21 protein-coding genes are annotated in these 25,664 nt (G+C 66.4%); 14 read left to right on the plus strand and 7 right to left on the minus strand.

Annotated features, from left to right (window positions below):
- Positions 1-97: 97 nt before the first annotated feature.
- The 4 genes from groL to htpG form a co-directional block, all read right to left on the minus strand.
- Positions 98-1,723, minus strand: coding sequence for a chaperonin GroEL (gene groL, locus ACSYG9_RS03395; RefSeq protein WP_169686940.1), 1,626 nt, complete (start codon positions 1,721-1,723; stop codon positions 98-100).
- A gap of 276 nt (positions 1,724-1,999) precedes the next feature.
- A complete protein-coding gene (locus ACSYG9_RS03400) occupies positions 2,000-2,527 on the minus strand; it encodes a DUF6764 family protein (RefSeq protein ID WP_440125813.1) in 528 nt (175 codons plus the stop codon).
- Between the two features lie 86 nt (positions 2,528-2,613).
- A complete protein-coding gene (locus ACSYG9_RS03405) occupies positions 2,614-3,390 on the minus strand; it encodes an HAD-IIA family hydrolase (protein ID WP_440125814.1) in 777 nt (258 codons plus the stop codon).
- Between the two features lie 33 nt (positions 3,391-3,423).
- On the minus strand, positions 3,424-5,349 hold the full coding sequence (gene htpG, locus ACSYG9_RS03410; RefSeq protein ID WP_440125815.1) for a molecular chaperone HtpG: 1,926 nt from the start codon (positions 5,347-5,349) through the stop codon (positions 3,424-3,426).
- Positions 5,350-5,473: 124 nt separating this feature from the next.
- Here htpG and ACSYG9_RS03415 point away from each other — a divergent pair, with 124 nt between their 5' ends.
- Positions 5,474-6,736, plus strand: coding sequence for an FAD-dependent oxidoreductase (locus ACSYG9_RS03415; RefSeq protein WP_440125816.1), 1,263 nt, complete (start codon positions 5,474-5,476; stop codon positions 6,734-6,736).
- A 3-nt stretch (positions 6,737-6,739) separates the two neighbouring features.
- On the opposite strand, the gene ACSYG9_RS03420 is transcribed toward ACSYG9_RS03415, so the two are convergent.
- Positions 6,740-7,264: a helix-turn-helix transcriptional regulator gene (locus ACSYG9_RS03420; protein ID WP_440125817.1), complete on the minus strand. Its 525-nt coding sequence runs from the start codon at positions 7,262-7,264 to the stop codon at positions 6,740-6,742.
- Positions 7,265-7,394: 130 nt separating this feature from the next.
- Between ACSYG9_RS03420 and ACSYG9_RS03425 the strand changes: the two genes are divergently transcribed.
- From ACSYG9_RS03425 to mnhG, 13 genes are all read left to right on the plus strand, one after another.
- Positions 7,395-8,021 carry a DUF1707 SHOCT-like domain-containing protein gene (locus ACSYG9_RS03425; protein WP_440125818.1) on the plus strand — a complete coding sequence of 209 codons (627 nt, stop codon included), beginning with the start codon at positions 7,395-7,397 and terminating at the stop codon, positions 8,019-8,021.
- 79 nt (positions 8,022-8,100) lie between these two features.
- Complete coding sequence (locus ACSYG9_RS03430; RefSeq protein WP_454841162.1) at positions 8,101-11,544, plus strand: TM0106 family RecB-like putative nuclease; 3,444 nt, start codon at positions 8,101-8,103, stop codon at positions 11,542-11,544.
- An 80-nt stretch (positions 11,545-11,624) separates the two neighbouring features.
- Positions 11,625-12,089, plus strand: coding sequence for an SRPBCC family protein (locus tag ACSYG9_RS03435; RefSeq protein ID WP_440125820.1), 465 nt, complete (start codon positions 11,625-11,627; stop codon positions 12,087-12,089).
- A gap of 85 nt (positions 12,090-12,174) precedes the next feature.
- Complete coding sequence (locus ACSYG9_RS03440; protein ID WP_440125821.1) at positions 12,175-12,903, plus strand: phosphatidylserine decarboxylase; 729 nt, start codon at positions 12,175-12,177, stop codon at positions 12,901-12,903.
- A complete protein-coding gene (locus ACSYG9_RS03445) occupies positions 12,900-13,823 on the plus strand; it encodes a CDP-alcohol phosphatidyltransferase family protein (protein WP_454841163.1) in 924 nt (307 codons plus the stop codon). Before ACSYG9_RS03440 ends, ACSYG9_RS03445 begins: the two co-directional genes overlap by 4 nt.
- A 21-nt stretch (positions 13,824-13,844) precedes the next feature.
- Positions 13,845-16,046, plus strand: coding sequence for an AAA family ATPase (locus ACSYG9_RS03450; protein WP_440125823.1), 2,202 nt, complete (start codon positions 13,845-13,847; stop codon positions 16,044-16,046).
- A 1-nt stretch (position 16,047) separates the two neighbouring features.
- Positions 16,048-17,226, plus strand: a complete 1,179-nt coding sequence (locus ACSYG9_RS03455; RefSeq protein ID WP_440125824.1) for a hypothetical protein — start codon at positions 16,048-16,050, stop codon at positions 17,224-17,226.
- A gap of 232 nt (positions 17,227-17,458) precedes the next feature.
- A complete protein-coding gene (locus tag ACSYG9_RS03460; RefSeq protein ID WP_440125825.1) occupies positions 17,459-20,296 on the plus strand; it encodes a Na+/H+ antiporter subunit A in 2,838 nt (945 codons plus the stop codon).
- Positions 20,293-21,012 (plus strand): Na(+)/H(+) antiporter subunit C, encoded by a 720-nt coding sequence (locus tag ACSYG9_RS03465; RefSeq protein WP_440125826.1) that lies wholly within the window; start codon positions 20,293-20,295, stop codon positions 21,010-21,012. Before ACSYG9_RS03460 ends, ACSYG9_RS03465 begins: the two co-directional genes overlap by 4 nt.
- The gene (locus ACSYG9_RS03470) at positions 21,009-22,595 is read left to right on the plus strand and encodes a Na+/H+ antiporter subunit D (protein WP_440125827.1); all 1,587 of its coding nucleotides are present in this window, start codon (positions 21,009-21,011) and stop codon (positions 22,593-22,595) included. The genes ACSYG9_RS03465 and ACSYG9_RS03470 overlap by 4 nt, the downstream gene beginning before the upstream one ends.
- A complete protein-coding gene (locus tag ACSYG9_RS03475) occupies positions 22,595-23,134 on the plus strand; it encodes a Na+/H+ antiporter subunit E (RefSeq protein WP_440127518.1) in 540 nt (179 codons plus the stop codon). The genes ACSYG9_RS03470 and ACSYG9_RS03475 overlap by 1 nt, the downstream gene beginning before the upstream one ends.
- Before the next feature lie 2 nt (positions 23,135-23,136).
- Positions 23,137-23,397, plus strand: coding sequence for a monovalent cation/H+ antiporter complex subunit F (locus tag ACSYG9_RS03480; protein WP_169686955.1), 261 nt, complete (start codon positions 23,137-23,139; stop codon positions 23,395-23,397).
- Entirely contained in the window at positions 23,394-23,729 is a 336-nt protein-coding gene (mnhG, locus tag ACSYG9_RS03485; protein WP_440125828.1) for a monovalent cation/H(+) antiporter subunit G, read from the plus strand. The genes ACSYG9_RS03480 and mnhG overlap by 4 nt, the downstream gene beginning before the upstream one ends.
- A gap of 27 nt (positions 23,730-23,756) precedes the next feature.
- Here mnhG and ACSYG9_RS03490 read toward each other — a convergent pair whose 3' ends face one another.
- Both ACSYG9_RS03490 and ACSYG9_RS03495 read right to left on the minus strand, forming a co-directional pair.
- The gene (locus ACSYG9_RS03490) at positions 23,757-24,878 is read right to left on the minus strand and encodes a glutamate--cysteine ligase (protein ID WP_440125829.1); all 1,122 of its coding nucleotides are present in this window, start codon (positions 24,876-24,878) and stop codon (positions 23,757-23,759) included.
- A 78-nt stretch (positions 24,879-24,956) separates the two neighbouring features.
- Positions 24,957-25,607: a superoxide dismutase family protein gene (locus ACSYG9_RS03495; protein ID WP_440125830.1), complete on the minus strand. Its 651-nt coding sequence runs from the start codon at positions 25,605-25,607 to the stop codon at positions 24,957-24,959.
- Positions 25,608-25,664 lie beyond the last annotated feature (57 nt).

Consider the following 25,664-nt stretch of genomic DNA (forward strand, 5'->3'; position numbering starts at 1 on the left):
CAACACAAACCACGCTTCGAACATGCAGCGAGGCCCGACCCCACCGAAGTGGGATCGGGCCTCGCTGTGCAGCTCGGGTGGAGCAGTCAGGACCGGATCAGAAGTCCATGCCGCCCATACCACCGGTCGGGTCGGCCATGGGAGCGGCGGCCTTCTCCGGCTTGTCGGCCACAACGGCCTCGGTGGTCAGGAACAGAGCCGCGATGGATGCGGCGTTCTGCAGCGCCGAGCGGGTGACCTTGACCGGGTCGTTGATGCCGGCTTCGAGGAGGTCCTCGTAATCGCCGGTGGCAGCGTTGAGGCCGCTACCTGCGGGCAGGTTACGAACCTTCTCCGCGACGACGCCCGGCTCGAGGCCTGCGTTGAACGCGATCTGCTTCAGCGGAGCCTCGAGGGCGACCTTGACGATGTTGGCACCCGTGGCCTCGTCGCCCTCGAGCTTGAGGTCGTCGAGAACCGGGGCGGCCTGCAGCAGGGCCACGCCACCGCCGGCGACGATGCCCTCTTCGACAGCAGCCTTGGCGTTGCGCACGGCATCTTCGATGCGGTGCTTACGCTCCTTGAGCTCCACCTCGGTCGCAGCGCCTGCCTTGATGACTGCAACGCCGCCGGCCAGCTTGGCCAGGCGCTCCTGCAGCTTCTCGCGGTCGTAATCCGAATCCGATGCCTCGATCTCGGCGCGGATCTGGTTGACGCGGCCTGCGATGGCGTCGGGATCGCCCGCGCCCTCGACGATGGTGGTCTCGTCCTTGGTGACGACGACCTTGCGGGCCTGGCCGAGCAGCTCGAGGCCTGCGGTCTCCAGGGAAAGGCCGACCTCTTCGCTGACGACCTCGCCACCGGTGAGGATGGCGATGTCGGCGAGCTGAGCCTTGCGACGGTCGCCGAAGCCCGGAGCCTTGACGGCGACGGACTTGAAGGTGCCGCGAATCTTGTTCAGGACGAGGGTGGACAGAGCCTCACCCTCGACGTCCTCGGCGATGATGACGAGCGGCTTGCCCGACTGGATGACCTTCTCCAGGAGCGGCAGCAGGTCCTTGACCGTCGAGATCTTGGAGCTGACGAGCAGGATGTACGCGTCCTCGAGGACGGCTTCCTGGCGCTCGGCGTCCGTAGCAAAGTAGAGGGAGATGTAGCCCTTGTCGAAGCGCATGCCCTCGGTCAGCTCGAGCTGGAGGCCGAAGGTGTTCGACTCCTCGACGGTGATGACACCTTCCTTGCCCACCTTGTCGATGGCCTCGGCGATGAGCTCACCGATCGCGGGGTCGCCAGCGGAGATACCGGCGGTCGCAGCGATCTGCTCCTTGGTCTCGACTTCCTTGGCGGTGTCGAGCAGCTTGGCGGTGACGGCCTCGACGGCCTTCTCGATGCCGCGCTTCAGACCCAGCGGGTTGGCGCCGGCAGCGACGTTGCGCAGGCCCTCACGCACGAGCGCCTGAGCGAGAACGGTGGCGGTGGTGGTGCCGTCGCCCGCGACGTCGTCGGTCTTCTTGGCAACTTCCTTGACCAGCTCGGCGCCGATCTTCTCGTACGGATCCTCGAGCTCGATCTCCTTGGCGATGGACACACCATCGTTGGTGATCGTGGGCGCGCCCCACTTCTTCTCGAGCACGACGTTGCGACCCTTGGGGCCCAACGTCACCTTGACTGCGTCGGCGAGGCTGTTCAGGCCACGCTCGAGGCCGCGACGGGCCTCTTCGTCGAACGCGATGATCTTGGCCATTGCGAAGTGATCCTCCGGATATCGGGGTGACACCTAGGACGGCCGCTCGTCGGGACGCCCCGTTGTTGTGCATTCGGTCGGAATCAGTGCCCGCGACGGACGACCAGGGGTGTCGATATTTCCCGGTCTCACCCTCCCGACCTGGCACTCCCTCATTGCGAGTGCCAACTGCATTTTTAGCACTCGAGGGTGGCGAGTGCAAGGTTACCGGCACTCGACCACCCTCGTCGCGGTGCAGAAGTTTTCTACACGCATCAACTGACGACGCTGCAGCGACTAGCGACGTGTAGAGCCGACCCCCACGGCACACCACTGCCCCGTGGCGGTGTTGACAGCGAACGACTGGGCACCGACGCAGGTGACACCGGTCGTGTCCGCCGTCGCTCCCGAACCCCAGCCCGCCACCGACAAAGTCGTCGCCGGACCCTGCGCCCACGAATGACTCAGGCCGCCGCCGAGCGCGAACGCGTACGACCGCCCACCGTCACGCGCTGCGCTGAGTGCAGTACCGAACCCGGTTGCCTGGGACTCGGCCGTACCCGCGGACTCGGCGACCGACACCGCAGTGCCGCTGTCGGCTGCCGACGCCCGCGCAAAACCCTCACCGGTGGTCGTCGCACCACAGCTCGCCGTATCCGACACCAGGATCTGATTCTCGGACGGCGGCGACACGCACGTCACCGGCGCGGCCGACGCCGTACCCGTGCCCACCAAGGCAAACGATGCTGCCCCGACTGCAACCGCTGCGAAGGCCTGCGCAACACGACGACCGGAAAGGACGGACCGGAGAGAACGAATGGACAAGAAGTGCTCCTCTGCGCTGGAAGAAGGAGGGAGAAAGCCCCCGCGCGCAGGGTACCGGGCGTGAGGTGCAGCACGCGAGAGCCCGATCACACCGCTCGAAGCAGCTCCGGAAGATCGGCGACCGAGTCGAGAACGTGGTCGGGCCGGTCGAGGGCGAGCTCGAGCACGGACTGCCGGAATTTTCCCGTACGCACCAGCACTCCTGTCATTCCGAGCCGCTGCCCGGGAAGCACCTCGCCGTACAGATCGTCACCGACCACGACCATGCGGGACGGGTCGACATCCATGATGTCCGCAGCTGCAAGGAAACCCTGCATCGATGGCTTCCCCACCGCCACCACCGACTGACCGCTGAGCTCCTCCAACCCGGCAAGGTAAGCACCCGTATCGAGATGCAGCCCGTCGGTTCCCTGCCAGCTCGCCGCGCGGTGCATCGCAACGACGGGTACACCGTCGAGCATCAACTCGGCAACACGACTCAACGTCCGATGCGTGAACACCTCCCCCGCACCGCCGAGCACCACCACCTCAGGCTCGTCGTCGTCCCGTTCGACCCCCTCTAGGTCGGCATCGACATTGCCGTCGTTGAGCACCCAGCACCGGCGCCCCGGATAGGTCTGCTTCAGATACTCGGCCGTGAGCGATGCGGCGGTGACGATCTCGCTCGGCTCCACGGGCATGCCGAGATCGCTGAGCGTTGCAGCGATCTCGGCACACGTCCGTGACGTGGTATTGGTCAGGAAGGCTCGCGCCACACCGTCTTCCCGGAGACCCGCGAGGACGTCGGCGGCGCCCGGGACCGGTTCCCACGACGTCACGATCACGCCCTCGATGTCGAACAGCACTCCCGCCACGTCACTCATACCCCCGAGCCTATCGCCCGGAGAGAGCCTGCTTCAGACCGTGCGGGCGAGCCGGTCTGCGAGCAGATGAGTGAAGCGTGCGGGATCGTCGACCTCGCCGCCCTCGGCGATCAAGGCCATCCCGTACAGCAACTCCGCGGTCTCGGCGAGAGCCGGATCGTCCGGATTACCGCCGTGCGCCGTGCGCAACCCCGAAACCAGAGGGTGACCGGGATTCAGCTCGAGGATTCGCTTGGTCTGCGGCACCGGCTGGCCCGACGCCTTGTACATGCGCTCGAGCGCAGGCGACATGCTGAAAGTGTCGCCCACGATGCACGCAGGCGACGTCGTCAGGCGGGACGACAGACGCACCTCCTTGACGTACTCGTCGAGGCTGCTCTTCATCCACGTCAGGAGATCACCGAACTCTTTCTCCTGCTCCTCACGTTCGGCTTCGGCCGCCTTCTTCTCGTCCTCGGTGTCGAGATCGACCTCGCCCTTCGCCACCGACCGGAACGCCTTGCCCTCGAACTCGGGTACCGAGGTCACCCACATCTCGTCGACGGGGTCGGTCAGCAACAGCACCTCGATTCCCTTTGCCGTGAATGCCTCCATGTGCGGGGAGCTCTCCAGCAGCTGACGGGACTCGCCGGTGATGTAGTAGATCTCGTCCTGGCCGTCCTTCATGCGCTCGACGTATCCGGCGAGCGTGGTCTGCTCGTCGGCGCTCGCCGTGGAGTCGAACGACGAGATCGCGAGCAACGTGTCGCGGTTGTCGGTGTCGGAGATCAGACCTTCCTTGAGGACGCGTCCGAACTCGTTCCAGAAGGTCCGGTATTTGTCGGCGTCCTGGCTCGCCATGTCCTTGACGGTGGACAGGACCTTCTTCGTGAGACGACGACGGATGGCCCGGATCTGGCGGTCCTGCTGCAGGATCTCCCGGGAGACGTTGAGCGACAGGTCCTGCGCATCGACGACACCCTTGACGAAGCGCAGGTACTCGGGGATGAGGTCTTCGCAGTCGTCCATGATGAACACGCGCTTGACGTAGAGCTGGATGCCCGTCTTGCGTTCGCGGGCGAACAGGTCGAACGGCGCATGCGACGGAATGAACAGCAGCGCTTGATACTCGAAGGTTCCCTCGGCGCGCATCGGGATGATCTCGAGCGGTTCGTCCCACGCGTGGGCGACGTGCTTGTAGAACTCGTGGTACTCGTCGTCGGACACCTCGTCGCGCGAGCGTGCCCACAGGGCCTTCTGCGAGTTGAGGGTCTTGGTCTCGAAGGTGACCTCGTCGGTGCCGTCCTCGCCCTTGGTGGTCCGGGAAACCTCCATGCGGATGGGCCACGCGATGAAGTCGGAGTACTTCTTGACGATCTCCTCGAGTTTCCACTGCGAGGTGTAGTCGAAAAGATGATCGTCGGCATCCTCTGGCTTGAGATGCAGGGTGACCGATGTTCCCTGCGGCGCGTCTTCGACGTCTTCGATCGTGTAGGTGGATTCGCCGCTCGACTCCCACCGGGTTCCGACGTCCTGCCCCGGCTTGTGGGTGACGAGCGTGACCTTGTCGGCCACCATGAACGCCGAGTAGAAACCGATGCCGAACTGGCCGATCAGTTCCTCCGATGCCGCGGCGTCCTTGGCCTCACGAAGTTTCTTTCGCAGCTCCCCGGTGCCAGACCTCGCGAGGGTTCCGATCAGCTCGACGACCTCGTCGCGCGACATGCCGATGCCGTTGTCGCGGATGGTCAGGGTGCGGGCGTCCTTGTCGACATCGAGTTCGATGTGCAGATCGGACGTATCGACGTTCAGGTCCTTGTTCTGGAACGATTCCAGGCGGAGTTTGTCCAGCGCGTCGGACGCATTGGAGATCAACTCACGCAGGAAGGTGTCCTTGTTGGAGTAGATCGAGTGGATCATCAGATCCAGCAGCTGGCGCGCCTCGGCCTGGAATTCGCGCTGTTCGACGTGTGTACTCAACTCACTGTCCCCTTCGACAAGCAGATTTCCCCCTCGAATATTAGGACGGCCCGCGACACGCGTGCAGAAGCCCCCGATAGAGCCATGATGGAGGGACGTACCTCTGCATCGACAGGAGTTGGTCATGACGATTCGTCGAGTGGCCGTGGCAGGTGCCGGCATCGTGGGGCTGTCCACCGCATGGTTTCTGCAGGACCGAGGTGTGGCGGTCACCGTCGTCGACCGGGCAGGCGTCGCATCGGACGCCACTGAGGCGACCGAACGCGCGTCGTGGGGCAACGCAGGTTGGCTCGCGCCCGCCCTTACCCTGCCGCTACCCGAGCCGTCGATCCTGAGGTACGGGCTGCGAGCAATGCTCACGCCGTCGTCACCGGTATACGTGCCGCCGACGCTCGACTTCAAGCTGATCCGCTTCCTCGCGGACTTCGCGCGGCACTGCACCACACGTCATCAGATGGCGGCGCTCGAGGTGTTCGGCCAGGCCAACAGGGTTGCACTGCAGGCTTACGACGATCTCGCGGCCGGAGGCGTTGCCGAACACACCCGCGACGCCGACCCCTTCCTCGCGGCGTTCATCGCGGAGACCGACCGCGACCACCTCCTCGAAGAATTCGATCACGTACAGGCCACAGGGGGCGAAGTCGACTACGACATCCTCGATGCCGACGCAGTGCACTCGCTGGAGCCTCTGCTCGGCGACAAAGTGCGCGCGGGGTTGCGGATCCGCGGCCAGCGATTCATCGATCCACCTCGATTCGTCGCCGCCCTCGCCGATGCGGTGCGCGCACGCGGCGGTCGGATCCTCACCGGTTTCGATGTCACCGACGTACGAGACCCCGGCAACGGCGTGGTCGACGTGATCTCCGCGAGCGGGGACGCCGTGTCCGTCGATGCGGTGGTCCTTGCGACGGGAGCGCGGCTGAACGCGCTGGCGCATGAATTCGGTGTGCGCACCCTCGTTCAGGCAGGCCGGGGGTACAGCTTCAGTGTCGTGCCCGACGAACTACCCAAGAATCCCGTGTATTTCCCGGTGCAGCGGGTGGCCTGCACTCCCTTGCGCGATCGGCTCCGCATCGCCGGGATGATGGAGTTCCGCAGTCCCGACGCACCGCTCGATCCACGACGGGTCCGCGCGATCGTCGATACGACCCGCCCGCTCCTGCGCGACGTCGACTGGGCCGGCCGGAGTGAGGAATGGGTCGGTTCGAGGCCGTGCACGGCGGACGGGTTGCCGCTGATCGGTGGCACCCGATCACCGCGCGTGTTCGTTGCGGGCGGTCACGGTATGTGGGGTGTCGCGCTCGGACCGCTGACCGGCCGGTTCCTCGCGGATGCGATGACAGGTGACACCGACCCGTTGCTACGGCATTTCGATCCTCTGCGGTGACGGTTACCGCTTGTTCGCGAGGCGCTGGTCCATGCCGTCCAGCCATGTGAGCACTGCGCGCTCGTACGCGATACCGAACTCGACGGTGGCGGCCGAGAAGTCCGGTAGCCCGTCGTCTGCGACGAGGTCTTCGTAACCGGCGAGCTGTTTCTCGTGCGCTGCGCGGTAATGCGCGAGTATCTCTGCGAGCCGTTCCGGACGCAGGTGATCGGCGAAGGCGACGGTGAGAAGCAGGGGATGCCGGATGTTCTCCGGTCCCGGGTCGCGATCGATCCATTCGGCGAACGCCTGCGCTCCTGCGTCGGTGAGGGTGTAGGGCTTGCGATCGCGCGGGCCTTTCTCACCGGGCACGATCAGGCCGTCTCGTTCCATCGCGGCAAGTTCGCGATACACCTGGCTGGTGGTGAGCGACCAGAACTTGCCGATGCGCTCCTGCGCGGTGGTCACCAGGTCCCAGCCCGTCTTCGGGCCCTCGTGCAGAAAACCCAGTAGCGACGCTGCGGTCGCGTTGAGCGGACGTCCGGCCATCACGCGCTCCCTTCATCCTGCCATCCGGAAAACCGTTGACATTCCACTGTGTCATATCCATCATGGAAGCAACGACGTTCCACAATGGAAGCTCTTCAGGGCAGGAAATCTCCGCTGGAGGAAGACCCCCATGGCCACCGAGAACCCCTACATTCCCGATTCCGAGAGGATCTCCGATTCCGAACGCGAGCAGTTCGTCGACGAACTTGCACAGCACGTCGGCACCGGACGCCTCACCATCGACGAGTTCGACACCCGTGCCTCGGCCGTCTACGCATCGACGAGCGTCGACGAGGCGCGCGCGCAGTTCACCGACCTTCCGCAGTCCGCTCCTCCAGCGCCGACCACAGCACGTGCTCGTCGACGACTCCCCGTCCATCAGAGGATCGAGTGGACTGCGTGGCTCGGCGTAAGCGCGATCAACGTGCTGGTCTGGGCCTTGGTGTCACTCGGGACGGCATCGATGGTCTACCCGTGGCCGCTGTGGGTCATCGGCCCGTGGGGCCTGGTACTCCTCGGCCGGACCGTACTCGGAATCGAAGGAGGCGGATGCTCCTCGCGCGCACACGACCCACGACGAGACGCCGCCCGGGCAGCAATGCTCGCCCGCCGGGAGGCGATGCGCGCCCACTCGATCGCGCACCGGGAGGCCATGCGCGCCCACTCGATCGCGCACCGGGGACAGCTCCGCTGCGCACCGCTCCCACGGACACGACCGCTCGCACCGCTCGCAGCGACCTCGCATCGGCGTTGGTAACTCCGTCCGCGAGGTAGCCGTCAGCTGTCACCCGCGTCTGCCATAGTCGGGCAACGACACCACGCGGGAGGCGGCGCCGATGTTTCTGCTCGACGATGTGCTGGTCTACAGCTCGCGCGATCTGGCCGATGCCGCCCGGTGCGAGTTCTCACTTCTCAGCACGGTCGACGCCGTCCTCGGTCGCGGGCCACGACCCACTGCCGTCGACGATCCGATGCTCGATCGCACCGCCCGTCTCGGTGGCGCCCACGAGCAACGCGTCCTGGACCGGTACCGTGCCGAATTCGGCGACGGTGTCGTGCAGCTCGCCCGCCCCGATCACACCCGCGAGGGCTACGACGCTGCTGCCCGCGCCACGATCGAGGCCGCTCGATCGGGTGCCGACGTCATCCACCAGGGCACGTTCTTCGACGGCCGGTTCGTGGGCTTCTGCGATTTCCTCGTCCGCACGGGCGACACGTACGCCGTGTACGATACGAAACTCGCGCGGCACGCGAAAGTCGAAGCGCTCCTGCAGCTCGCCGCCTACGCCGATGCCCTCGCACACACCGGAGTCCCGGTCGCGCCGCACGCACACCTAATCCTCGGCGACGGCACGACCTCGTCGTACCCCCTCGCCGACATCGCTCCCGTCTACTCGCAGCGCCGGCTTCATCTGCAGCGCCTGGTCGACGGCCATCACGACTCTGGACTTCCCGTGGGCTGGGCCGACGCGGGGCACACTGCGTGCGGCCGCTGCGACACGTGCGAACCTCAGGTGGCCGCCCACCGCGATCTGCTGCTGGTCGCGGGCATGCGGTCCATACAGCGCGCCCGCCTGATCGCCGGCGGCGTCACGACGATCGACGATCTCTGCACGCGGGAAGCGCCCGTGCCGGGAATGTCTCATCGCACATATGCCGCACTGCGTGCACAAGCGCAGGTACAGCTGCGGCAGGAGCAGACCGGCGAACCGGTCGTCGACGTCTACGAACCGGGTTCCCTTGCCGCACTGCCCGAGCCGGACGACGGAGACATCTTCTTCGACTTCGAGGGCGACCCGCTGTGGTGCGAGGACGGTGGCCCCGACTGGGGACTCGAGTACCTGTTCGGTGTGCTGGAAGGACCAGGTTCGGGTCCGAGTGCGACCGATCCGACGTTCCGCCCGTTCTGGGCTCATACGCGCGCCGAGGAACGACGCGCACTGCTCGATTTCCTCGAGTACGTCGAACAGCGCCGCCGAACGCACCCGAAGATGCACGTCTACCACTACGCACCGTACGAGAAGTCCGCACTGCTGCGCCTGGCGGGCCGGCACGGCGTGGGCGAGGAGCAGGTCGACAGCCTGCTCCGCGACGGCGTTCTGGTCGACCTGTATCCGATTGTGCGCGCTGCTCTTCGGGCAGGCGAGTCGTCGTACAGCATCAAGAAGCTCGAGCCGCTGTACATGCCGGCGCGGCAGGGTGAGGTGCTCGATGCCGGTGCGTCGATAGTCGCGTATGCGGACTATTGCGATCTCCGCGACGCCGACCGGACCGAAGAGGCCGCGAAGCTGCTCGACTCGATCGCGTCGTACAACGAGGACGACTGCGCATCGACGTGGCGGCTGCGCAACTGGTTACTCGACCGGGCCGCAGAGCACGGTATCGCCACCACCGGGGTCACACACGAGGAGTCCGCGCCCCCCTTCGAACCGCACCCCGCAGAGGTCACGCTCTGGGAGTTCGCGGGTGAGGCAACGAGCGAGCGCACCGACGACCAGCAGGCCGCAGCATTGATGGCGGCCTCGCTCGGCTACCACCGGCGGGAGCGGAAACCGTTCTGGTGGGCCCACTTCGATCGCCTGTCGAATCCGGTGGACGAATGGGCCGACACCCGCGACACGCTCGTCGCGACCTCCGTCGCGGTCGAGGCCGACTGGCACCTGCCGCCGCGCAAGCGCAAGGCCCGGCGGCATCTGGCCGTCACGGGTGATTTCGACACCGGGAGCACGGTGCGCGCGGGGGATTCTGTGTTCGTACTGTACGAAGCGCCGGCACCGCACGGACTACCCGACGGCGGCCCGTGGACGCGGGCGTGGTCGGGCGGGAAGATCCTCGAACGCCGGTCCGGCAGCGATTTCCACGATGTGCTCGTGATCGAGGAGTTGCTGCAGACCGACGACGAATATGCGGCTCTGCCGATGGCGATCACGCCCGGTTCCCCGATCGGGGCGGCCAGCATCGAGAAGGCGATCGAATCGGCGGCGGGCGCCATGTGCGCGTCATTACCGGATCTGCCGTCCACGGCCGGCGTCGACATCCTGCGAAGGACCCCGCCGCGCACGCGTTCCGGCGCGCTCCCTCCGGTCGGCGACGGCGGGTTCCCTGCCGCGATCACTGCTGCCGTCCTCGACCTCGACGACTCGTACGTCGCCGTGCAAGGTCCGCCCGGCACCGGGAAGACGTACACGGGATCCCGCGTCGTCGCCGCACTCGTCCGCGAGTATGGCTGGCGGGTCGGGGTGGTCGCGCAGTCGCACTCCGTGGTCGAGAACATGCTCGACGGCATCGTCAGGGCGGGCGTGCCAGGCGAGGCCGTCGCGAAGGCCAAGGCAAGGACCGCCGAGCCGACATGGACACCCGCGAAGGACACCAAGGCCCTGACGGGATATCTGGACGGACTCCACGACGGCTATGTCGTCGGCGGCACCGCATGGGATTTCACGAACACGAACTGCATCGCACCGGGCAGCCTGGACCTGCTGGTCATCGACGAGGCAGGGCAGTTCTGCCTGTCCAATACCGTCGCCGTCGCCACCAGTGCACGGAACCTGCTGCTCCTGGGTGATCCGCAACAACTGCCTCAGGTCAGTCAGGGCACGCACCCCGAACCCGCCGACGAGTCGGCCCTCGGCTGGCTCGCCGAAGGTCACGGTGCACTGCCCGCCGACCGTGGGTTCTTCCTGTCGCGAACCTGGCGCATGCATCCCGACCTGTGCGCGCGGGTGTCGGACCTGTCGTACGACGGGCGGCTGCTGTCCCAGTCCGGCCACACCACGGCACGCGCCCTCGACGGCCTCGCACCCGGCGTGCACACGGTGACCGTCGACCATGTCGGCAACGCGACGTGCTCGGTCGAGGAGAGCAACGAGGTGATACGGCGGGTGCAGGCACTGCTGGGCACCGGGTGGCGCGACGACACAGAAACCGCACCGAGACCGATCGAGGAAAAGGATGTGCTCGTCGTCGCACCGTACAACGCGCAGGTAGCGATGATCCGGTCCGGGCTGTCCGACGTCGGGCTGACCCGGGTGGATGTGGGCACGGTCGACAAATTCCAGGGTCGTGAGGCTCCAGTGGTGCTGATGTCGATGACGGCGTCGGCGATCGAGGACGTACCGCGCGGGATGTCGTTCCTGCTCTCACGCAACCGGCTCAACGTCGCGCTCTCACGAGGACAATGGTGTGCGATCGTCATCCGCTCGCGTGCATTGACGGATCATCTCCCGGCGACACCCGACGAACTCGTCGACCTCGGAGCGTTCCTGCGACTGACCCGGTGACCGCCACCACATCATCGGATACGATCGACGCCGGATCATTTTTTGTAACCTCGAGTACCACACACCGAGCAGGAGCAGACATGTCGAAGACACTCGAAGCCACCATCGACGTCGCAGCAGACCCGAACCGGGTGTGGAGTGTGGTCTCGGATCTGCAGCGGATGGGCGAGTGGAGCCCTCAGTGTCGCAAGATGATCATCCGAGGGGGCAGCGTCGGCGCAGGAACCTCGACGATCAACATCAACCGCAAGGGTCTGCTCGTGTGGCCGACCACATCGAAGGTCCTCACGTTCGAACCCGGTCGCGAATTGCGTTTCCGCATCAATGAGAACCGCTCGATCTGGTCGTTCGTCCTCGAACCCACCGCGACGGGCACCCGGATCGTGCAGCGTCGCGAAGCCCCCACCGGCACCAGTAAGGTCTCGCAGACCCTCATCAAATACATCCTCGGAGGTCAGGAGAACTTCGACGACGACATGGTCGTCGGCATGAATTCCACACTCGCCCGGATCAAGAACGAAGCCGAGGGGCGCGCATCCGTCTGACCACGCGCGTCTATACTCACGTACTCTCGGGTGTCCTGGGGGCAGCCCGGCCGGGCAACCCGATGAACGTGAGTGAAGAGGAGCCGTGGCACGTAAGCCCACACCCGTCGGAACACCACCGACCAGCGGTGCAGCACATGTCGTCGACCTGATCAAGAAGGCGATTCCGCCGCTTCACCCCGGTGGCGTGCCGTTCGTCGCTGCACCCCTGGTGGTGGCCGCACTCGGCCGCAACCGCAAGTGGGTCCGCCGCGCCGGCCTCGCTTCCGCCGCCGCGACGGCGACCTTCTTCCGGCACCCACACCGAGTGCCACCGAACCGGACCGGCATCGCAGTCGCACCCGCCGACGGTGAGGTCGCGCTCGTCGACACGGCCGTCCCACCCGCCGAACTCGGACTCGGCACCGAGCCGCTCCCCCGCGTGAGCATCTTCCTGTCGGTGCTCGACGTGCATGTACAGCGCAGCCCCGTCGGCGGCATCGTCCGTAAGGTCGTACACCGCCCCGGGCAGTTCCTCTCCGCTGATCTCTCCGACGCGAGTGAAGTCAACGAACGCACGAGCATGTTGCTCGAGATGCGCGACGGCGCGCTGGTCGGGGTCGTGCAGATCGCCGGTCTGCTTGCCCGGCGCATCGTGTGCGACGCACAGGTGGGCGACACGGTTCCCATCGGCGACACGTACGGACTCATCCGCTTCGGTTCCCGCGTCGATACCTATCTGCCCGCGGGCAGCACGCTGCTCGTCGAGCGTGGTCAGCGCACGATCGGAGCCGAGACGGTCATTGCTGCGCTTCCGTCCGCTCCGGTGCTGTGACCCCCCTCAAACCGAACGTCCCCGTAGGGGACGACAACCACGCGACCCGAAGTCGCCCGGCAGCAGTGCGCCTGCTTCCGAGCGTGATCACGATTCTTGCGCTCTCTGCTGGGTTGTCGGCCGTGAAGTTCGCGCTCGACGGGGAACTCGGCATCGCCCTCGGCATGATCGGCGCCGCCGCGGTCCTCGACGCGCTCGACGGTCGCATCGCGCGCTTGCTCGATGCGACCAGCAAGATCGGCGCCGAACTCGACTCGCTTTCCGACGCCATCGCATTCGGCGTCGCACCCGCGCTAGTGCTGTATGTGACGTTGCTCGACGGCAGCGCGTTGGGCTGGATCATCGCGTTGCTGTACGCGGTGAGCATCGTTCTGCGTCTTGCCCGCTTCAACACCCTGCTCGAGGACGACTCCGTCCCCGCGTACGCCCGCGAATACTTCGTTGGCGTGCCGTCACCTGCCGGCGCCATCATCGCGTTGAGCCCGATTGCGGCGTACGTCCAGTGGGGAGACGGATGGTGGACCTCGTTCCCCCTTGTCGTCGCGTGGACGCTCATCTCCGCCGGCCTGATCGTCAGCCGGATCCCGACCCTCGCGATGAAGTCCGTATCCGTACCGCCGCGTCTCGCGATCCTTCTCCTGGCGCTCGTGGCCGCCGGTGCGGCAGCGCTGGTCACCTACCCGTTCGTCCTGATGCTGGTGCTGGTGGGCGTGTACCTCGTGCACATTCCCTTCGCGATCCGCTCGAAGCGGTGGGTGGCGGCACGCCCGGCGACATGGGACATCAAGCCCTCCGAACGTCGGGCGATCCGCGCCGAGTCCCGCGCGCTGCGGCCCGGCCGCACCGTCGGCCGGCGCATGCTCACAGCCACGGGGCGTTCCTCGGCGCGCCTCGGGCTGCGTCGCCCGCGCGGAGGCTGACCACGATCTAGGCTCGTGCGGGTGACCACCCCACAACTCGCGCTGACCGTCCGGCTCAACACTTCCGCGGCCGATGCCCGCCGCGGACTCGTCCGCCTGCACCCGGAGGTGCTCACCGCGCTCGGACTCCGCGAATGGGATGCGATCGCACTCACCGGGGCGCGACGCACCGCGGCCGTCGCGGGGCACGCACCGGCGGGTACCCCCACCGGGACGATCCTGCTCGACGACGTGACTCTCTCCAATACCGGGCTACGCGAGGACGCCACGGTGGTCGTCGGACCGGTCACCGTGTACGGAGCACGCTCGGTGACCGTCTCGGGCTCGACCCTGGCCAGCACCGCGATCCCCGACGCAACCTTGCGGCAGGCGCTGCTCGGCAAGGTCGTCACCGTCGGCGACGCGGTGTCGCTGCTGCCGCGCGATCTCGGCCCCGGCACCAGCAGCGCCGACACCACGCGCGCACTGTCGCGGACATTCGGCATCGCCTGGACGACAGAGTTGCTCACCGTCGCGGCGGTCGATCCATCGGGGCCGGTCAGCATTCAACCGAACACCGCGGTCTCCTGGAGCCACGGGGGTAGCGCCGTGCCTCTGTCCGCGGAGGCAGCCACCATGTCGGTCACCGCACCACTTTCCGGACACGTATCCGAGTCGGAGCCCCAACGGCTGTCGTCGCGTTCCGTCGAAGACCTCGTCGGGCTACAGGCGCAGGTGAGCAAGCTCTCCGAATGGCTCGGCCTCGCCCTCGACGAACCGGAACTGTTGCGAACCCTCGGTGCATCTCCGCACCTGGGTGTGATGGTCACCGGCCCCGCGGGGGTCGGGAAGACCACATTCGCCCGGGCGGTACTCGCGAAGCGTCGCGTCGTCGAAGTCGACGGCCCGAGCGTCGGCGCCCTCGCCGCCGCCGATCGGCTGGCGCGGATCACCGCGGCCGTCGACGCGGTGCAGAGCGGCGGTGTCCTGCTCGTCACCGATGTGGACACCGTCCTGCCTGCCGACGCGGAACCGGTGGCGGCACTGATCGTCGAGCAGCTCCGCCGCGCGGTCGAGACGGACGGTGTTGCACTTGTCGCGACGTCCGCCGCACCCGACGGCGTCGATCCGCGGATGCGGACACCCGAGCTCTGCGACCGCGAGTTGTCGCTGCCCCTGCCCGACGGGGCCACCCGCCGGGCCCAGCTCGAGGTGCTGTTGAGGGCGGTGCCGTCCACGGGTCTCGACCTCGATGCGATCGCCGAACGCACTCCCGGCTTCGTGGTCGCCGATCTGGCAGCGCTGTGTCGCGAGGCTGCACTGCGCGCCGCGTCCCGCGCGAGCCGCGACACCGACGAGCCGAAGCTGACGCAGGACGACCTGGTCGGCGCGCTCGAGGTGATCCGGCCGCTGTCCCGCTCGGGCTCGGAGGAGCTGGCGATCGGCAGTGTAAGTCTCGACGACGTGGGCGACATGGTCGAGACGAAGCAGGCGCTGACCGAGGCAGTGCTGTGGCCACTGCAGCATCCCGATTCGTTTGCCCGACTGGGTGTCGATCCGCCTCGCGGGGTGCTGCTGTACGGCCCGCCCGGCTGCGGCAAGACCTTCCTCGTGCGCGCACTGGCGAGTACCGGGCGATTGAGTGTGCACGCCGTCAAGGGCGCCGAACTGATGGACAAATGGGTCGGCGCGTCGGAGAAAGCGGTGCGAGAACTGTTTCAACGCGCGCGGGACTCGGCGCCCTCGCTCGTGTTCCTCGACGAGATCGACGCCCTCGCTCCACGCCGCGGCCAGAGTTCGGACTCCGGGGTGTCGGATCGGGTCGTGGCGTCTCTGCTGACCGAGCTCGACGGCGTCGAGCCGCTGCGCGACGTCGTCGTGGTCGGGGCGACCAACCGCCCGGATCTGATCGACCCGGCATTGCTGCGTCCCGGGCGGCTCGAGCGCCTGGTATTCGTGCCGCCGCCGGATGCCGAAGCGCGCGCCGCGATCCTGAAGACCGCAGGCCGGTCGGTGCCGTTGGACGAAGACGTCGACCTCGAGGCGCTCGCCGAGGAGCTCGACGGCTACTCCGCGGCCGACTGCGCGGCGGTGCTGCGCGAGGCCGCGCTGGCCGCGATGCGGCGGCGGGTCGATGCGGCCGCGGTGACCTCCGAGGATGTCGCCGCCGCCCGCGAGGCGATACGGCCGTCGCTCGATCCCGTCCAGGTCGAGCATCTACGGGCGTACGCGGACGGACGCTGATATGTCGCCGACCTCGACGTCCGTGCGAGCAAGCGCGCCGGCTGCGCTCGCTGCGGCTGCGTGCGCCGGCGCGGTCGCGGTGTTCGTCCTGATGGTCGGTGAGGCGGCGCTCCCGACCGGCACCCGCAGTGTTTTCTCGCCGATGATCACCGCGGTGCTCGCTGTGGTGTCGGTGGTGGGTCTGCAACGGTCGGGGTCCCCGCGGACTGCGTGGTCGTTGGGCGCAGGCGCCGTTCTCGTGCTCGGCTCCCTCCGGTACCTGGTGCCTGCAGGCGCGTCGGCCGACACCTCGACCACCGTCGGGCTGGTCGCTTCCGGTACTACCGGAGTACTGCTGGGCACGGCCGTCGCCGGTGCATGGGCGGTGCCGAACGGACCGTGGGCACTGCTCACAGGTGCGTGGTCTGCGTTCCTCACCGCGGCAGCGGTCGGCACCCAGGTGCCGATCGATTCGGTGCGGTGGACGATCACGCAGTGGCTGCTGGCGCTCGCATTGGTGACGCTCATGGCCGCGGCACTGACCGCAACACCCGGTGGTCGTACCCAGCGGTTCGATCCGCAACTTCTCACGGTCACGGCGCTCGCCGCGGGCGTGCTGGCCGTCGGTTGCCGCTTGCTCGGCGAACTCGTGACCTCCGAGTCCGGTTCCGGCTGGGCAAGGATGTGGGTGGTGGCGGTGGGAGCTCTCGTGGCGGTGGTGATCGGCGCCGAGGTCACCGCCCGTGTCGTGCCCGCCGGAGACGACCGGTTCGTGCTGACGGTCATCGGGGCGGTGGCTGCGGGATACCCGGTGATGCTCGACCTGTTCGGTAGCGAGCAGTGGTGGCTGCCGTTGCTCGTGGTCGCGGCCGCCGCTCTCGGCGTGTGTTGTTCCCCATACATTCCGTACGCGGCCGCGGGTCTCGCGCTGGCGCTGGCGGTCTCGACCGCCGCGGTGTTGTGGCCACAGTTCGCCGACAACGTTCCCCTGCCGGTTCGCCTGGCCCTCATCGCCGCGGGCACAGGCCTGGCCCTCGCGTCGTCGCTACCCGGATCCGCGTCCGTTGCCGCACTCGGCTTGTCGCTGCCGGTGCCACTGACCGCCGTGATCGGAGCAGTGTGGTTGCTCCCGGCGGACACCATGTGGACGGCGCTCGCACTCGCCGCGACGGGCGCCGTCTGCGCCTGGCAGGTGCGCTGAGCCACACTTCCGTGCACGCAACCCCCGATTCGCAACGATGCGAAGCCTCTCGTTAGTATGGGGTCATTCCGGTTTGCCCATTAAACGGCGAACGGCGCGCATGTCGGGGCGTCCCGCGTTTCGGCTCTTGTGTCGAACGCATTGTCAATTCTGCGACGGTCATCGCCGCTGCAGATGCTGAGAACAGAACAGTTTCACGCCGCCGCCTGGCCCGACCCCGACGGAGTGCCTTTTGCTCGCCATACTCATCGCTCACGCGGTCGCCGCGATCCTGGCACCGCCGCTGGTCAGAGTCATGGGGAGAAATGCTTTCCTGCCGTTGGCGGTCGTCCCGCTCGCGAGCCTCGGCTGGGTCTTCGCGAACTGGGGTACCGAGCAGGAGTTGAGCATCCGATGGGCATCGGCGGTGTCGATGGACATCGACATGCGGTTCGATTCCCTCTCCGCGATCATGTGCCTGCTGGTGCTGGGCATCGGCGCACTGATTTTGCTCTACTGCGCGCGCTATTTCGAGGACGACGAGCCGCGTCTGGGGATCTTCGCAGCCGAGATGGTGGCATTTGCCGGCGCGATGTTCGGCCTGGTCACCAGCGACAACATGCTGGTGCTCTACACGTTCTGGGAATTGACCACAGTCTTGTCGTTCCTGCTGGTAGGCCACTATGCCGAACGTGCGTCGAGTCGGCGAGCTGCCACCCAGGCGCTGCTCGTGACCACTGCCGGTGGCCTCGCGATGCTCGTCGGCATCATCATCCTCGGCCAGCTCGTGGGCAGCTACAACCTCTCCGCGGTGATCGAGGCGGCACCCGAAGGCTGGCTGGCCGGTGTTGCCATCGTGCTGGTGCTCATCGGTGCGCTGTCGAAGTCCGCGGTCGTGCCGCTGCATTTCTGGCTTCCCGGTGCGATGGCCGCCCCCACACCCGTGTCCGGCTATCTGCACGCCGCCGCGATGGTGAAGGCCGGCATCTACCTGGTGGCACGATTGGCACCGGCGTTCGCCGACGCGGCGCCGTGGCGCCCGATCGTGATCACCCTGGGCCTCGCCTCGATGATCCTGGGTGGCTGGCGCGCCTTCCGTGCGTTCGACCTGAAACTGATCCTCGCGTTCGGCACCGTCAGCCAGCTCGGATTCCTCACCGCGCTCGTCGGCATCGGCAGTCGTGAGGCCGCGCTCGCCGGACTGACGATGGTGATTGCGCACGCAATGTTCAAGGCGTGCCTGTTCATGGTGGTCGGGATCATCGACCACTCGACGGGCACTCGCGACATCCGCAAGCTCGCCCACCTCGGCTTGCGAACTCCGATATTGGCGGTGGTGGCGGCCATGGCCGCTGCGAGTATGGCCGGACTGCCACCGTTCATCGGTTTCGTCGGCAAAGAAGCCGCGCTCGAAGCAGCGCTGTCCGCCGACGTGGTCCCGGACTGGGCGCGCATCGCCATCGTCAGCGGCATGGTGCTCGGCTCGATCCTCACCCTCGCCTACAGCATCCGGTTCATCTGGGGAGCCTTCGGCCGCAAGCAGCTCAAGCGGCCCAGCCCGTCGGTGCAGAATTTTCACGCTCCCGGCGCGTTGCTGCTGTCGGCACCCACTCTGCTCGCGGTCGCCGGTCTTGCAGCCGGTCTTGCGGCGCCGTGGGTCGACACCCTCGTCGCGCCCTACGCCGACACACTGCCTGCCTCACTCGCCGAGCCCTACCACCTGGCGTTGTATCACGGCTTGACGTTGCCACTCGCCCTCACCGCCGTCGTGATCGTGGCAGGAATCATCCTCTATCTCGCGCACCGTACGGTTGCCCGCCTTCGTTTCGAGCACCCGCCACTCGGTAACGCCGACCGCATCTACGACGCAACGCTGCGCGGCATGGACAACATGTCGACGAGGTTGACGAGTTTCATCCAGCGCGGTTCGCTACCACTGACACAGGCCACCATCCTCATCACGCTCGCGCTGCTTCCCACCGTGCTGTTGTTCGTCTTCGGTGCAAGGACCACACCGGAGCTACGCGCGTGGGACACGCCGTGGCAGTTCACCGTCGGTCTGATCATGATCGGTGGGGGACTGGCCGCGACGGTAATGCGGAACCGGCTCGCCGCAGTCCTGATGGTCGGTGTCACCGGTTACGGTCTCGGCGTCCTGTTCGCATTGCAGGGCGCCCCCGACCTGGCGTTGACGCAGTTCCTCGTCGAAACCGTCACCCTGGTGATGTTCGTGCTGGTGCTACGGAAACTGCCTCCCGAAAACGATCGACAAGCCGAGATCGGCAAGCGCGGCCCCCGGGCCCTGCTCGGCATCGCGGTGGGTTCAGTGGTGACCGTTGTGGGAGCGTTCGCGGTGGCCGCGCGCACTGCCGACCCGATCTCACTGCAACTTCCCGAACTCGCCTACGAACTCGGCCACGGCAAGAATGTGGTGAACGTACTACTCGTCGATATCCGCGCATGGGACACCCTGGGCGAGATCTCCGTGCTGCTCGTCGCCGCGACCGGTGTCGCGAGCCTGGTATTCCGGACCCGCAGGTTCGGTACCGCACCGCGTGTCTCCGACGCACCCGCCGCCCAGCTCGATGCGGCGGGGGCCAACTCCGAGATCACGTGGCTGCGCGGCGGTGATCTGATCGATCCGCGCTACCGGTCACTGGTCCTCGAGGTCACCACACGGCTGGTGTTCCCCACGATGATGGTGCTGTCGGTGTACTTCTTCTTCGCCGGCCACAATGCCCCGGGCGGCGGATTCTCCGGAGGCCTCGTCGCGGGGCTGGCTCTGGTCCTGCGCTATCTGGCAGGGGGACGATACGAACTCGGAGAGGCGGTTCCCATCGACGCGGGCAAGATCCTCGGACTCGGCCTGACATTGTCCGCAGGCACCGGATTGTTCTCGTTGTTCCTCGGAGCGCCGGTGCTCTCCTCTGCGGTTCTCGAGGTGACACTGCCGTTGATCGGCGACATCAAACTCGTCACCGCACTCTTCTTCGACCTGGGTGTGTATCTGATCGTCGTCGGCCTGATCCTCGATGTGCTCCGAAGCCTCGGAGCCCGGCTCGACGCCGAGGTCGTGGGTGAACGCCGATGACCACCAATCTGACCCTGGTCGTCATCGTCGGCGTACTCGTCGCCTGCGGTGTCTATCTCCTGCTCGAGCGCAGCATCATCAAGATGCTGCTCGGCCTGCTCCTCATCGGCAACGGCGTCAATCTGCTGATCATCGCCCTCAGCGGCCCGGCCGGGGACGCCCCGGTCGTCGGGTCCGACAATGCGAGACGCGAGGACATGTCCGATCCGCTCGCGCAGGCCATGGTGCTCACGTCGATCGTGATCACCATGGGTGTCGCAGCCTTCGTGCTCGCACTGACGTACCGCTCGTACTCCATCCGCGCACGCGACGAAGTCGAGAACGACCCTGAGGACACCATGGTGTCGCAGCGGCGGACCCTTGCCGAGGCCCCGGGCCGCGACCGGTCCGACGACCCGGTCACCGGCGTACCGAGCATGAGTGGCGACGCGTTCGACGCCGAAGGCAATCCGATCCCGCTCGATGCCCTCACCAACATCGAGGACCTCGAGGTCTACGAGGATCTGCACGACGGTGATTTCGACGATCCCACCGATTCCGCCTATGACGATCCCCGCAACCCCGGCAGCGGCAATCCGCGGCATGCGCCGAAAGACAAGCACGCACCGAAAGACAAGGGCGAAAAGAAGCCACAGGACAGGGGCACCGACGAGGGGGACGGCGTCAGCGAAGTCGAGGCAAGGACCGAGGACGACGGGAAGGAGAGCGACCGATGACCTTGGAAACCGCCGTTCTCATTCCCCTGCCGATCCTCATTCCGCTGCTCGCGGCCGCGGTCACCCTGATCCTGGGCCGGCGGCCACGGGCTCAGCGCTTCGTCACCATTTCGGCCCTCGTCGCGTCGCTCGCGGTAGCAGTGGCACTGCTCTACTTCGCCGATCAAGATGGCATCGAAGTGGTGCAGGTCGGGGGATGGGAAGCACCGTTCGGTATCTCTCTCGTGGCCGATCGGCTCGCCGCACTGATGCTCGTGATCGCGGCGATCGTGCTGCTGTCGGTCATGTGGTTCGCCGTCGGTCAGGGTATCCACGACGGCAACGAGCAACAGCCGGTGTCGATCTTCCTGCCCACCTACCTCGCACTCACCGCGGGCCTGAACATCGCGTTCCTCGCGGGCGACCTGTTCAACATGTTCGTCGGATTCGAGGTGCTTCTCGCCGCGTCGTTCGTGCTGTTGACCTTGGGTGCGAGCGCCGATCGCGTCCGCGCCGGGGTCTCGTACGTCATGGTCTCGATGGTGTCGTCGATGATCTTCCTGATGGGCATGGCGTTCGCCTACGCCGCTACAGGAACGTTGAATCTGGCGCAGATGGCACTGCGGATGGACGACGTGGATTCAGGCACCCGTACGGCGATCTTCGGTGTGCTGCTCGTGGCGTTCGGCATCAAGGCCGCGATCTTCCCGCTGTCGTCGTGGTTGCCCGACTCCTACCCCACCGCACCCGCCCCCGTCACCGCGGTCTTCGCGGGCCTTCTCACCAAAGTGGGTGTGTACGCGATCATCCGTGCGCACACCTTGATCTTCCCGCAGGGCGAGCTCGACGACGTCCTGCTCATCGCCGGTCTTCTGACGATGGTTGTCGGGATCCTCGGTGCAATCGCGCAGAACGACATCAAACGTCTCCTGTCGTTCACGCTCGTCAGCCACATCGGCTACATGGTGTTCGGAATTGCGTTGTCGAACCAGACCGGCCTCGGCGGCGCAGTCTTCTACGTCGCACACCACATCCTGGTGCAGACCACGCTGTTCCTCGTCGTGGGCCTGATCGAACGACAAGCGGGGTCTGCGTCACTTCGTCGACTCGGCTCCCTGGCCGTGACCAGTCCACTCCTGGCCGTCCTGTTCCTCATCCCTGCACTCAACCTCGGCGGCATCCCACCGTTCTCCGGCTTCATCGGAAAGATCGCGTTGTTGCAGGCCGGGGCAGAAGACGGATCCGCTCTCGCGTGGATTCTCGTCGCCGGTGGCACCATCACCAGCCTGCTGACGTTGTACGCGGTGGCCCGTGTCTGGGCCAAGGCATTCTGGCGGGCCCGCGCCGACGCGCCAGAAGGTGAACTCGCCGACATCGGGCCGTCGGCACTGATCGACGAGTCCGAAGCCGACATCGCGTTCGAGGAGCGGGCGGACGTGGGGAAGATGCCCATGGGCATGGTGGTCCCCACCATCGCGCTCGTTGTGATCGGGCTCGGGCTGACCGTATTCGCAGGGCCGCTGCTCGACATCAGCGGCCGCGCCGCCGAGAATCTGCGTGACCGCTCGGTGTACATCGAAGCCGTGTTGGGAGAGACTCCATGATCAAACGCGGCAATCTGCTACGCGTCTCCGTGGTGCTCTGGATGGCGTTCGTGTGGGTGATGCTGTGGGGCACCTTGAGCGTCGCCAATGTTCTCGGTGGGCTCCTCGTCGCGGGACTCCTCGCGATACTGTTGCCGCTGCCGAAAGTTCCGGTGGAAGGCCGTGCCCATCTGTTGTCTGCCCTGCGGCTGGGCGGGTACATCTTCTTCGAGTCGATCAAGTCGACGATCTCGGTCGCGTGGCTGGCGATCCGGCCCGCCGCACCCCCGGTGACCGGGGTGCTGCGCTGCCGGTTGACGATCAAGTCCGATCTGGTGCTCACGCTCTGGACCGACATCATGAACAACATTCCGGGCACCATGGTGCTCGAGATCGACCAGGTTCGCCGGATCGTCTACGTCCACGTGCTGGACGTCAGCACCGACAAGGCCGTCGCCGACTTCTACCGCTCGGCACGGTTGATCGAACGTCTTCTCATCGACACATTCGAACGGGACTCGGAATGGCAGCCGAGCCCGTGGCGAAGCGGAACGGAGTAATGATGACCGTGATGCTCGTGATATCGGGCGTTCTGCTGTTCGCGTCGGCCCTCCTGATCGGATATCGGGTACTGGCAGGACCCAATTCGCTCGATCGCCTCGTCGGAGTCGACGCCCTGCTGGCCATCGCGATGTGTGGTCTGGCGGCGTGGATGGTGTACACCCGCGACACCACGATTGCGCCGGCCGTCGTCGCGCTGGCTCTGGTCGGGTTCATCGGGTCCGTCTCCGTCGCACGATTCCGGGTGCGTGACGAAGAATGAGTCACTTCTTCGACGTCGTCGGACATGTCTTCATCCTCATCGGTGCGATCATCTCGTTGACCGCGGCGATCGGAGTCGTCCGCTTCCGCGACACCCTCTCGCGCATGCATCCTGCAACGAAACCTCAGGTCATCGGCCTGCTGTTCGTGCTCGGCGGGGCGATGCTCAACCTGTGGGGCTCGTTCGACGTATGGATGCTCGCATTGGCGGGCATGTTCATGGTGCTCACCGCACCCGTGATCGCGCATCGTGTGGGCCGCATCGCGTACCGGGAGCAGCTCGGTCGCGACGGACTCCTCGACGACGATGACTTCCCCCCGTACCGCGCCTAGACCTACTGCGCGACGAGCTGGAAGTACTCAGCCGCGTAGTTCTTCGACCAACGAATCGACGACCGCGAGCAGGCTTCCCTCATGCCCCTCCGCGACACGTCGCTGACGCTGGTACGACGCACCCCGAACGGGGATCTCGGCGACCGCAGCGAGTTCGTCGGAGCACCCGAGCCGCACCGCCGTCGGCGTGAGTTGCTCGAGTAGATCGTGCAGATCGTCGGTGACGAGGCGCTCATGGCACGCGGGGTCGAGGATCACCTCGGCGTCGAGACCATAGCGGGCCGCTCGCCACTTGTTTTCCTTGACGTGCCACGGCTGGAGCGTCGGTAGTTCTTCGCCGCGATCGAGGCATTCGTCGTAGTACACGACCAGACAGTGGACGAGCGCGACAAGCGCTGAAAGTTCGGCCGCGTTGGTGATGCCGTCGAAAACCCGGACTTCCAGCGTGCCCCACTTGGGTGCGGGTCGGATGTCCCAGTGCATCCCACCGGGTTTACTGATGACACCCGATCTGAGCTGATCTTCGATGAACCGGGTGTACTGCTCCCAGTCTGCGAAATGGTACGGCAGCCCCGCGGTGGGCAACTGCTGGAACATCAGTGCCCGGTTGCTCGCGTACCCGGTGTCGAGCCCCGCCCAGATCGGCGATGATGCCGACAGCGCCAGCATGTGGGGATATTTGACCAGCATGGCGTTGAGGATCGGAATGACCTTGTGCGAGGACGACACTCCGACGTGCACGTGCACACCCCAGATGAGCATCTGTCGGCCCCACCAACGGGTGCGCTCGATCATCTCGTCGTATTCGGGCGATTGGGTGACGACCTGGTCGGTCCATTGCGCGAACGGGTGGGTGCCCGCGCACATCAGGTCGACGCCGAGCGGATCGGCGGCGCGCCGCAGCAGATCCAACGATTCCTTCAGATCGTCGACAGCCTCACCGACCGTGTCGTGCACGTCGGTGACCAGTTCGACGGTGTTGCGCAGAAACTCCTTGGTCAGCCGCGGCGTGTCGCCCGGAAGCTCACCGACGGCATCGAAGACGACCGCTGCAGTATTGGACAACTCACGGGTGGTCTTGTCGACCAGCGCGATCTCCCATTCCACACCGAGTGTCGGGCGCGGAGAACCCGGAAATTCGACAACCACCACTCGATCCAACCACAGGGCCCACTCGACCGAGTGCCGGTCGGGTGGGCCCTGTGAGAGGAATTACGGCTGATGCACTCAGGCCACGACACCGCAGGCGAGACGGTCGCCGGCGTTGTCCTGATGCACGACCACCGAGGTGCCCCGCTCGCCCTGGAGATCTTCGAGAGTGAACTCGGCGGTGGTGACCGTCGCGGTCGCGGAGCCGTCTTCGTGGACGACGACGGAAAGCAGATCGCCGCTCTCCGGAATCGCGGTGTGGCCCGGAACCTGGAGGTGGCCACCGGCCGACAGGAAGGCACCCGGTTCGCCACCGGCGGGAGGCGCGGACTCGGGCTCGCACACACCGAATTCGTGGATGTGGACGCCGTGGTATCCGGGCTCGAGACCGTCGACCTCGATGGTGACCTCGACGTTGCCGTCGTGCTCGGCAAAGCTGACGGTGCCCGCGGAGTCGCCGGCGACGTTCTGCAGGTCGGCGGTGAGCGATGCACCCGAGCCGCCGGACGCACTGGCCCCTGCCTCGCCACCCTGCGAATCGGTGCCGTGCGCATCGCTGCCGTGCGATTCGCCTTCCGGCGCGGCCGACCCCGTCCACACCGGCGGCGTCGTGCCCGGCACGGTGGTGGCTTCCTCGTTGTTCGAGCATGCACTCAGGCCCACCGCGGCAATCGCGACGATCGGGGCCAGGGCACGCCAGGTCATGCGACGAGTGGAACTGGGGGCCATCAAACCGCTCCTTCGAAGTACCGAAAAGTCATCTGATCATAGCCGGGCCCGATTCTG

This window comes from Rhodococcus sp. SJ-2, from assembly GCF_053750035.1.

Bases quoted from the DNA above. Each gene is read 5' to 3' on its own strand.
- groL (WP_169686940.1), bottom strand. From the start codon at position 1,723: ATGGCCAAGATCATCGCGTTCGACGAAGAGGCCCGTCGCGGCCTCGAG.
- ACSYG9_RS03405 (WP_440125814.1), bottom strand. From the start codon at position 3,390: ATGAGTGACGTGGCGGGAGTGCTGTTCGACATCGAGGGCGTGATCGTG.
- ACSYG9_RS03415 (WP_440125816.1), top strand. From the start codon at position 5,474: ATGACGATTCGTCGAGTGGCCGTGGCAGGTGCCGGCATCGTGGGGCTG.
- ACSYG9_RS03420 (WP_440125817.1), bottom strand. From the start codon at position 7,264: ATGGCCGGACGTCCGCTCAACGCGACCGCAGCGTCGCTACTGGGTTTT.
- ACSYG9_RS03425 (WP_440125818.1), top strand. From the start codon at position 7,395: ATGGCCACCGAGAACCCCTACATTCCCGATTCCGAGAGGATCTCCGAT.
- ACSYG9_RS03430 (WP_454841162.1), top strand. From the start codon at position 8,101: ATGTTTCTGCTCGACGATGTGCTGGTCTACAGCTCGCGCGATCTGGCC.
- ACSYG9_RS03435 (WP_440125820.1), top strand. From the start codon at position 11,625: ATGTCGAAGACACTCGAAGCCACCATCGACGTCGCAGCAGACCCGAAC.
- ACSYG9_RS03455 (WP_440125824.1), top strand. From the start codon at position 16,048: ATGTCGCCGACCTCGACGTCCGTGCGAGCAAGCGCGCCGGCTGCGCTC.
- ACSYG9_RS03465 (WP_440125826.1), top strand. From the start codon at position 20,293: ATGACCACCAATCTGACCCTGGTCGTCATCGTCGGCGTACTCGTCGCC.
- ACSYG9_RS03470 (WP_440125827.1), top strand. From the start codon at position 21,009: ATGACCTTGGAAACCGCCGTTCTCATTCCCCTGCCGATCCTCATTCCG.
- ACSYG9_RS03480 (WP_169686955.1), top strand. From the start codon at position 23,137: ATGACCGTGATGCTCGTGATATCGGGCGTTCTGCTGTTCGCGTCGGCC.
- mnhG (WP_440125828.1), top strand. From the start codon at position 23,394: ATGAGTCACTTCTTCGACGTCGTCGGACATGTCTTCATCCTCATCGGT.
- ACSYG9_RS03495 (WP_440125830.1), bottom strand. From the start codon at position 25,607: ATGGCCCCCAGTTCCACTCGTCGCATGACCTGGCGTGCCCTGGCCCCG.